General features: G+C 59.5%; 6 protein-coding genes and 2 pseudogenes. 4 read left to right on the top strand and 4 right to left on the bottom strand.

The window, feature by feature from the left end; translation table 11 throughout:
• Positions 1 to 74 precede the first annotated feature (74 nt).
• Positions 75 to 329, top strand: coding sequence for a hypothetical protein (locus F6X37_RS16300; RefSeq protein WP_187612039.1), 255 nt, complete (start codon positions 75 to 77; stop codon positions 327 to 329).
• Positions 330 to 531: 202 nt separating this feature from the next.
• Here F6X37_RS16300 and F6X37_RS16295 read toward each other — a convergent pair.
• A pseudogene (locus F6X37_RS16295) lies at positions 532 to 1215 on the bottom strand (transposase); the annotation flags it as partial.
• Positions 1216 to 1940: 725 nt separating this feature from the next.
• Between F6X37_RS16295 and F6X37_RS16290 the strand changes: the two are divergent.
• Positions 1941 to 3065, top strand: a complete 1125-nt coding sequence (locus tag F6X37_RS16290; protein WP_090804029.1) for a mechanosensitive ion channel family protein — start codon at positions 1941 to 1943, stop codon at positions 3063 to 3065.
• 256 nt (positions 3066 to 3321) lie between these two features.
• Positions 3322 to 4566 carry a cation:proton antiporter gene (locus F6X37_RS16285; protein ID WP_187612038.1) on the top strand — a complete coding sequence of 415 codons (1245 nt, stop codon included), beginning with the start codon at positions 3322 to 3324 and terminating at the stop codon, positions 4564 to 4566.
• Between the two features lie 94 nt (positions 4567 to 4660).
• Here the strand turns inward: F6X37_RS16285 and F6X37_RS16280 are convergent, their stop codons facing one another.
• A complete protein-coding gene (locus F6X37_RS16280) occupies positions 4661 to 6265 on the bottom strand; it encodes a penicillin-binding protein 2 (RefSeq protein ID WP_316251979.1) in 1605 nt (534 codons plus the stop codon).
• A 574-nt stretch (positions 6266 to 6839) separates the two neighbouring features.
• On the opposite strand from F6X37_RS16280, the gene F6X37_RS37965 reads away from it, so the two are divergent.
• Entirely contained in the window at positions 6840 to 7271 is a 432-nt protein-coding gene (locus F6X37_RS37965; protein ID WP_410451370.1) for a BspC domain-containing protein, read from the top strand.
• 71 nt (positions 7272 to 7342) lie between these two features.
• Here the strand turns inward: F6X37_RS37965 and F6X37_RS16275 are convergent.
• Both F6X37_RS16275 and F6X37_RS16270 read right to left on the bottom strand, forming a co-directional pair.
• Positions 7343 to 7565: pseudogene (locus tag F6X37_RS16275) on the bottom strand (putative Na+/H+ antiporter); the annotation flags it as partial.
• A 389-nt stretch (positions 7566 to 7954) separates the two neighbouring features.
• Positions 7955 to 8704: a peptidase S11 gene (locus tag F6X37_RS16270; protein WP_316251978.1), complete on the bottom strand. Its 750-nt coding sequence runs from the start codon at positions 8702 to 8704 to the stop codon at positions 7955 to 7957.
• Between the last annotated feature and the right edge of the window lie 728 nt (positions 8705 to 9432).

The raw sequence follows: 9432 nt of genomic DNA, 5'->3' as shown, positions 1-9432 counted from the left end.
CAGTCGCACCGCTTCCAGCTTGAATTCGAGCGTGTACTGTGCCCGCTTTGCCTTGCCTGTCATCGTTCTTCTCCTTGCGTGAGTTTACCTGCTCAGCAAGGGATTCGTTTTTCGGGGGCAAGCTCAAGGCAACGGTGCCTCTGCGTCTGGCAGTGAAGCAAGACGAGGCGCCGTGCTGGCTCCCAGAACTTGTCGATCGGCCGGCGACACTCTTCTGGCATGGCGTGATACCCGAGTTGGGCGCGAAGAAGGATGCGTACCGGTTTGCGGTCGATTTCGACTTGCTTCATGCAGGGTTCACCGTTCGGGCCGAGCATTTGATGCCGTGACCCCCCGCCTCGCCAATCAAGGCGATCGGAAGTGGTTCCGATATAAGGTCGGCTAAGGCTTGGAGTCCAGAAAAATAGGGGAGATTCTTGCCGATGCAGAATCTCCCCACTTTTCACACCTACTCGGGCCGGTTCTTTTCGCGGGCCGCTTTCAGGATGCGAACCGTCGCCGTCAGAGTCTCCCGATCCGGCACAGAACAAGCAACACGTCGCGCCATGCGTCCTTCGATTCGCGATAGCCGTCGGCGATCGCCACGCGCTCCTTCGTTCCATCCGGCTTCACGCCGATGATGACCAGCAGCCACTGGCCGTCAGAATCGTCAGTGCGCAGTCCGGTATGAATGCCGTCGGCCCACCAGTAGAACCAGCGCGCGCCTGACAGGTCACGCCGGTTCCATAGCAGGTGCTCCTCGGCCCATTGCGCCTTCAGGCGGCTGACCACGTTCGGTGAAAGCCCTTTAGCCTGTTCACCCAGGAGCACGCTGAGCGCCTCACTCATGTTGCCGCTCGATACGCCGCGCAGATAGAGCCACGGCAACGCCGCCGACACACGTGGTGACTTGCGGATGTATGGCGGCACAATGTTCGAATTGAACTTCACTCCCGAACCTGAGCGGTCGCGTACCTTCGGTACCTTGACCGGAACCGGACCGATCGCCGTGACGACCTCACGCGCCGGCAGATAGCCGGGCAGATAGCCGTTGCGCACCACGGCGCGCCGGCCGTCGAGCGTCTTCACGTTCCCGTACTGTTCGAGCAATGTCGCCAATTCTGCCTCGATCGCTTGCTGGATGATCTGTCGCGCGCCTTGCTGGATCAGCTCATCAAGGCTGCCGACGCCTGCTGCTGCTTTACCGTCGTTCGTTTCTTCCGTAAGCTTCTTCATGGTGGTGGATTCCGGTTCGCTGGTTCGTTACTCTCGACAAGCAACATTCTCAGCTAACCGCCACCGCCTTCTCAAATCCCCGCCTCATCCCCATACACCACTTCTGACGATAACTCATCAGACTGATTGCGTGACAACTGATGTAACAAACGAATGTTGAGGTGCCGCGATGCAGTACGAATATGGAACATTTCACATCGATTGCCGGGCGCACCGCGCTAACGATGGTCGTTACGTTGCGAGAGCCAGAATCAGTCGAGGACCGGGCGACGCGGAAGACCGCGTCGAAACGCATGATTCAGGTGATATCGATTCGTTCGCCGACGAGGCCGATGCCATATCTTGCGCGAAAGCGTGGGCTATCAAATGGTGCGACGAAAACTGGGACTGAGCCGCGCACGGCGGTTCCGCATACTTGACGATGGAGACCGACATGGCTGAGCGGCGAGAGCAGCTTGACGAGTACAACGGCTTCGTCGTGCTGGCCAAACCAGCCTGAATGCATCGAGTTTCTCAGGAAATGCACGACACTGGATTTCTGAAGAGGTGAGCCGGACGAGCGCCCGGGCCGCGCCAGATCGAGTCAACGGGGAATGCGCATCCATGCCACCGACTCGAGCTGATTGGGGAACTATCTTCCTGGAGGCCTGACAGACCGGTACGAGCGCTTACACCGCTCACGTCTATGAGTTCCGTCACGCGGATTCAATTGGGGAGGAAAATCGATGAAAAAGTGGCTCGACCTGAACGCGTTTCTGGGTATCCCTGCCAGCGAGTGGGTCTATGCGGCGATCGCGACCATCGTCAGCTACCTGGCGTTGATCTATCTGCTGAAGTTCGCCATCACGCGCCTTTCGATGCTGTCCCAGCGAACGTCAACCCGTCTCGACGATATGCTGGTTCAGGTCATTGAAGGCACGCACCGGCTTACGCTACTCGCGGCAGCAGCGCTGGTCGGCACGAAGTTTCTGACATTGCCGGACAGGTGGGACGCCCGTCTTGGCCATCTCTGGTTTCTCATCATCGGTTTTCAGCTGGCCCTGTGGATAAACCGTGGCGTGACGCTATGGACCGAGAGGCGGCTGGAAGCGACAGAGAGGCTCGCCCACAATCCGGTCATCACGACCATGCTGTCGTGGACGTTGCGCGCGCTGCTGTGGTCCGTTCTTATGCTGGCGGTGCTCGCCAACATGGGCGTGAACATCACCGCGTTTGTCGCGAGCCTGGGTGTGGGTGGCGTTGCCGTCGCACTCGCGGTACAAAGCATTCTGAGTGATCTTTTCGCATCGCTGGCCATCGGACTCGACAAGCCATTCGAGATTGGCGACTTCATCGTCTTCGGTGAGATTGCCGGGAGCATCGAGCACATCGGACTCAAGACCACGCGCATCCGGAGTCTGAGTGGAGAACAGATCGTTTGCAGCAATACCGAACTGCTGAAAAACACGATTCACAACTACAAGCGAATGGCCGAGCGGCGCATTCTGTTCAATTTCAGGGTGACATACGATGCGAGTCCGGAGCAATTGCGCGCCGTTCCTGCCATGGTACAGAAGGCAGTCGAATCCGCCGGAAAGACCCGCTTTGATCGTGCGCATTTCAAGGGGTTCGGCGACAGCTCGCTCGATTTCGAAGTCGTGTATTACGTCACCGATCCCGCCTACAACCTGTACATGGACATACAGCAGAGAATCAATCTCGAGTTGATGACGCAATTTGGTAGACGGGGTATTGAATTCGCTTTCCCGACGCGCACGCTCCACGTCGTGAACAAGCAACAGGCGGAGGACGGTGCAAAGAGGTCATCGTTCGCACCGCATGCGGAATTGGCTACTCGAGAGGCACAATAAACGCTTCCGAATACCGCCCGGGCCGTTCCTGAGCGTGTTCGGGTTAATGCTTGGGACAGGATTTCAGACGCCTGGCTGCCCCACGCGTCTGCCGGATGACCTGTTTGGCAACCGCGCATACTCCCGTGTCCCAAGGCACGGCTGGAGTCCGGATGCAGAAAATTCAACATAGATTTCCCGTGCGAATCCGATCACATGATCCACCGCCGCTGGTCCGCTCAATCCAGCCCAGAACCTTCATCCCCCACCACGCCGCATGCTCGACATCATTGCCATCTGTCTGGTCGTCACCGCGCTACTGGCGTATGTGAATCACCGCTTTCTGAGGCTTCCGACGACGATCGGCGTCATGGTAACGGCGCTCGGACTCTCCCTTGCGATCGTTGGACTGGACAAGCTTGGCGTCGCGCACGGTTTGCGCGTTGCAGAAGAGCATCTCGTCAACTCGATCAATTTCAGTGAGGTGCTTCTGCAAGGCATGCTGTCGCTTTTGCTGTTCGCCGGCGCGATGCATGTGGATTTACGCAAGCTGAAGGCTTTCCGGACCCAGATCATCAGTCTGGCTGTGCTCAGTACGGCGACCTCCACGCTGCTGATCGGATTCGCGATGTGGAAACTGCTCCCCCTTTGCGGAGTCGAACTCGCGCTGCCCTTCTGCCTGCTGTTCGGCGCCCTGATTTCGCCGACGGACCCCGTCGCGGTGATGGGCATCCTGAAGTCCGCAGGCGCGCCCGAAGGCCTGAAGGTGGTCATTACTGGAGAGTCGCTCTTCAACGACGGCGTCGGGGTCGTGCTTTTCTCTCTGCTGCTCACGATGGCCAGCACGGGCGTCACTCCATCCGTCCAGACGGGGTTGGCTGCATTTATCCTGGAAGCCGGCGGCGGCCTGCTATTCGGCGGCGTCGTAGGCTATCTGACATATCGGCTGCTCAAAAGCGTCGACCATTACCAGGTCGAAGTCCTGATGACGCTCGCATCGGTGATCGGCGGCTACGCGCTCGCTAATCATCTGCATGTCTCCGGGCCACTCGCCATGGTGGTTGCGGGCGTGATGATCGGCAACCGCGGCCGCGCCGCCGCGATGTCCGAGACGACCCGGCGATACGTGGACATGTTCTGGGAGTTGATCGATGAGATTCTGAATGCCGTTCTTTTTGTATTGATCGGCATGGAGGTTCTGCTCGTCGAGTTCCCCGGCAGGATACTACTCGCTGGCGCCGGTGCGGCACTTGTCGCACTGCTCGCGCGGCTGGTGTCGGTGGGACTGCCTGTCATGCTGCTTGGGCGGGCGTCGCGGCTACCGAAAGGAGCGTGGAGTGTGCTTACATGGGGCGGGCTGCGTGGTGGCATTTCCGTCGCACTGGCACTATCGATTCAGCCTGGACCGGGGCGCGACATCGTCCTCGCGTTGACGTACTGTGTGGTCGTTTCGTCGATCCTGGGTCAGGGGCTCACGGTTGGCTGGATTATCCGTCGGGCAGCAGGCGTCAAGGAAGAATGAAAACGGTCCGTATGCGGTGGCCAGTTACGACAAAAGGATTGCCAGGCGTCGACCGCTAACGACAGCGCGTGAGACGCGATCTCGAGCATATCGTCTATGTGACCGGCCCTGGATTGTCCTGCACAAATTGTGCGCCAGGATCATCAGGCGTCACGCCCAGAAGATTCATGGTCTTCGCCGCGATATCCGAGAAGGCAGGTCCTGCGACTGCGCCGCCGAAATGCGAGCCCACGTGGGGTCGGTCGATCGACACCGCGATGATCACCCTCGGATGTTGTGCCGGGACAATCCCAACGAACGACGCCCGATACTGACTGCGGTCGTAGCCGCGCGCGGTCCAACGATATGCGGTTCCGGTCTTGCCTGCGGCCGTATAGCCCGGTACGGCTGCCTGTGGTGCTGTACCGTCCTCGGACACCACGGACTCAAGCATGGTGAGCACTTCCGCCGCGACGCGTGGCGAATAAATGCGTCGACCATGCGCCGGCATACCATGTCGCGGATGAATCGTAGCGGGTACAAACAGACCTTCATTGCCGAACACCGTGTACATCTGCGCCAGTTGCAGCAACGACGCGGACAGACCGTAGCCGTACGACATCGTTGCCTGCTCGATCCGCCGCCAGTTCTGGTAAGGACGCAGCGTGCCGGTTGCCGCGCCCGGCAACCCCGCGCGCGGAGCCCGACCCAGCCCGACAGCACGGAAGTTGTTCCACATGTCGTGTGGCTTCATCAGCAGCGCGACTTTTGTCGTGCCCACGTTGCTTGACTTCTGCAGGACGCCGCTAACCGTCAAAGTGCCGAAGTTCTTGTCGTCGTGAATCACGGCCCCGTCGAGTCGCAGCCTTCCACCGTTGGTCGGTACCACGGAGCGAGGCGATACCTCATTGCGTTGCAACGCCAGTGCGATCGTCAGGGGCTTCATGACCGAGCCCGGCTCGAACACATCGGTGACAGCGTAGTTGCGCATCGCCTCGCCCGTTCTTCTGCGGCGGGTGTTCGGATCGAAACTCGGCCAGTTTGCCATTGCGAGAATCTCGCCAGTGTGTGCGTCCAGAACGATCGCCGAGCCTGAATGTGCATCGGTGCGCTCAACGGCATCACGCAAGGCTTTGAAGGTTGCGTACTGGACGGGCTCATCGATGGTGAGCGTCACGTCTTTGCCGGCGATGGGACGTTGCAGCGCAAGCGTATCGATGACCTGCCCTTGAGCGTTTCGCAGCACGCGGCGCCTGCCATTGCCACCGGTCAGTAGGCGATTATCGACTTTTTCAATGCCCTCCAGACCATTACCGTCGACGCCAGCGAAACCGGTGACATGCGCCACAATGCTGCCTTCCGGATAGTAGCGACGGTAATCTGGTTGGGCATAAACGCCCGGCACATCGAGAAGCATCGCCCGCTGCGCAACATCCAGGGGCACCTGCCGCTTGAGGTAGACAAATGATTTGTGGGACGCCGCCATTGCGCCGATCCGGTCCGCGTCAATGTCGAGCAACTTACCCAGTGCAGATGCCTGGTCGGACGAGACCGTGTCCGCACCGTCCGCATCCAGCCATAACGTGCGCGTCGGAAGGCTGACCGCCAGCGCTCTCCCGTCGCGGTCGAGAATGCGTCCACGCGTCGCATGAATGCTGAACTCGCGCACCTGTCGAAGTTCCCCCTGCTTCTGATAAAACCTATCGTTGATCCCCTGCACCCACGCCGCTCGCGCAGCGAGGACGAGAAACCCCAATGAGAAAGCCGCTCCCAGCGCGTGCGAACGCCAACGCGGCAGCGCGTGTGGTCTAGTCGAAATTGGAGAAAAATTGATGGACCTGGAGCGGAAACGCATTGAGTGATTTCAGAGGAAATGACCTTCGCCACCTGGACGGGAACGACCGCCAACATGGGCAGTACGAGGAAGCATCGGAGCCTAGGATCTCCGAAATACTAGCACGAGCCCCTCTGCGCTCGATCTCTACCGCACACAGCCTTTCACAAACGACATATAGATGTGATCTGTCGTCCAGCTCAGTCGCGCCCGAGTAAATGGGTGCACCTTCAAACGCATCATGCGTTCGTGAGCACGATGTGAGCATGGCGCATCCAAATGCCGCGGCAAGCATCCAGTTCCTTCTCGTTCGGCGGTGATGCGAGTATCGCTCCGCTCCGGCAATCCCGACTCGCAGCACTGCTGCGTAATTGTCGCGGGCATCCCCGCTTCGGGCAAAGCGTGCAGAAAGCCGGTTTAAGGCTGCGTGTATACTCGCGGTTTGTTGCCCTATTGATAAGTGCCCCCTGCGGGCTTGCTACCGAATGAAGGTTATCACCAGTCTTTTTTTCTCGTCGTATGTTGCTGGACCTATCACCTGGCTCATGCGCAACCGAAACCCTCACCACTAGCCGACTACGCCTTTCTCAGACGCATCCATGTTCGCGAAGCGGTCGTAAATTGCATCGCGGCGTTCGACCAATGGGTTCGAACCGGGCAGCGCTACGATTCAATTATCGTCTCGGCGGGCAATGCGTTACACGCAAAAGTATTGCCCTGGAGAGGCGCGCAAGAATCAGGGCAATCAGCAACACTCGATGCAACGGTAGATATGCCTGCAGTCGCCAAGCTTCGACAAAAGTATGTGTGGATTCCCGTCACGGCTTCCTGTGGTGTCTGGAAGAAGCACGTCGTTTCCTTTTCACTTAGGCCTAGAGAGCGACGCCCATAAAGCGCACGCTGGCTGCCGTTGCACTCGAAGCTTTTAACGACTTTACTGGTAGTCATGCTTGTCCGAGCGCGTCAGCGCGATTGGCAAGGCGTCTGCAGAAAAACGAATGCTACACACGCCGTAGCAGTCGGAAGAATGGGGCTGGCCAGCAGCCAGAGGGCACTGACGGATTCGTCAGAAAATCCCCGTCGCACAAGGATGATCTCGGCCGGACTGGGTGCGTTGGCGATGACCGTTAGCCCTCCCCCCGATCACCGCGCCTGCAACCAGCAGATATCTGGCTTCATGCGATAGCCTGCCGCCGATCTCGTGCCCGTTGTCCTAGCCGACACTCGCATTCTTTCCTTGACGCTCTGTCAAATTAGCCATCACTCGGCGGGAAGCCGATAACGTCACGTGGTCGATCGAAGATTCGGATACCGCGAAGCTGCGAACGTCAGGCACCTAACATAGTCAGCGACCAGCGTTCGATCCTTCAACAACATCGCAATCCGGGCGTGCGGCAAAATCCACCTGCCGTCGCTAGCTCGCGAAACTTGTTTCATTGACACACCGCTGGAATAACGGTTCGATCGCCGACCCGAGCTTTGAGGCCGCCGCGCAAAACCGCGCAAATCAGTCAACGGTGGGCGTTGCGAAACGCAACCTCGGCGACGGACGCAACGCCCCAGCGCGTTGCGCGCTCAGCGGTGGCGCATGGTTCGGATCCAGCGCCGCAGCTCGATCGCGTCCTGAAAGTGCGCGTGCGGATTCGGAGCGCCGAGCAGCACGATCACCATCATGTGTCCGCTCACCGGCGTCATCACGATCAGGCAATGACCGGCCTCGTTCGTAAAGCCTGTTTTTTGCAGCGCAACGTGCCATGACGCGCGATGCACGAGCGGATCGGTGTTGTGATACATCAGCGGGCCGTCGCCGCCAAGAACGACTTGCCTATGGGACGTCGAATACGCTTGTATCTTCGGATACCGGTACGCGGCGCTTGCGAGTTTCACCAGATCGCGCGCGCTCGATACGTTCTGCGGCGACAGTCCGGTCGGATCGACGAAATGGCTGTGAGTCATATGCAGACGCCGCGCCTTGAGATTCATCGCTTTGACAAAGCCGGCACGTCCGCCCGAATAATCACGGCTCAGCGCAAATGCCGCGCGATTCTCCGACGACATCAGCGCGATATGCAGCATCGTTCGACGCAGCAGCAGCGAGCCGACCGGCAGGCGCGAGCGCGACCACTTCAAGCGGTCGACATCGGCGTCCGTGATGCGTGACGGCTTGACCAGCGAGCGTTTCGAGTCGATCACCACCATTGCGGTCACAAGTTTGGTCAACGACGCAATCGGGAGGCGCTGATCCGCATGCTTCATATACAGCGCGCGCCCGGTCGTCAGATCGACGACCATCGCAGCGCGCGCGAGCACCGCGGGTTTCGCCACGACGCGTTTGATATGACGGGCGCGCGCCATCGCGGGACCGGCGAATAAGGAGAACAAAACCAGGATCAGGATGCACGCACGCATGTCCCGACGCTCACGAAACATCTGCCGGACGTATTGCCTGCTGCGCGAGCCGGGCGCGCCCGGTCCGTGGCAGCGGGAGTGGCGGCGAGCAAAGCGCCGGAGCATCCGTCGCGTGGACGCAAGGGGTCGAACGGAAAAACAGGAGTTTGCCGGTGCGTGCTGCCGGCACTTCGAATGTGGGAAAACTCATGAAGGAACGGCGGGAAGCGGTGATATTGAACGACGGCGACTCGGCTCGCGTGCCGTCACGAATGAAGAGAGGCCGGACCCGATGCCAACTTTCCATGGCCAGGCCCGCCACGCTCATTCGCGCTACGCATGCGTCGCGAAGCTCGGGCTTGTTCGGATACCGCTGTCGGTGCGCTTGCCTAACATCTGTCCGCATGCCTTCGGGGCGACCGTGTCTTCGGAGGGGTAACCGTAGAGATCGAAACTTAAGCGAAACTTAAAACGTCAATCGATTCACAGGGTCGGCACCGCGAAAGCGAAGCCCGGGGTCAAGCGTGAGAACTCAGTAATGGGCAGCGTGCGCGTTCCGCAACCGGCCCGGACGGCCCGCCGCGGCAGCGAGGTTGGTGATCGGTATCACCTGCCGCGAATATAGGACACTCCGAAAACAAAAGGATGCCCACCCGAGACCGGCG

This window comes from Paraburkholderia sp. 31.1 (assembly GCF_014397645.1).
Taxonomy (GTDB): domain Bacteria; phylum Pseudomonadota; class Gammaproteobacteria; order Burkholderiales; family Burkholderiaceae; genus Paraburkholderia; species Paraburkholderia tuberum.
The sequence above is the reverse complement of the archived record's forward strand: the minus strand, read 5'-3'. Positions and strand labels throughout refer to the sequence as shown.

Bases quoted from the DNA above. Each gene is read 5' to 3' on its own strand.
- F6X37_RS16290 (WP_090804029.1), top strand. From the start codon at position 1,941: ATGAAAAAGTGGCTCGACCTGAACGCGTTTCTGGGTATCCCTGCCAGC.
- F6X37_RS16285 (WP_187612038.1), top strand. From the start codon at position 3,322: ATGCTCGACATCATTGCCATCTGTCTGGTCGTCACCGCGCTACTGGCG.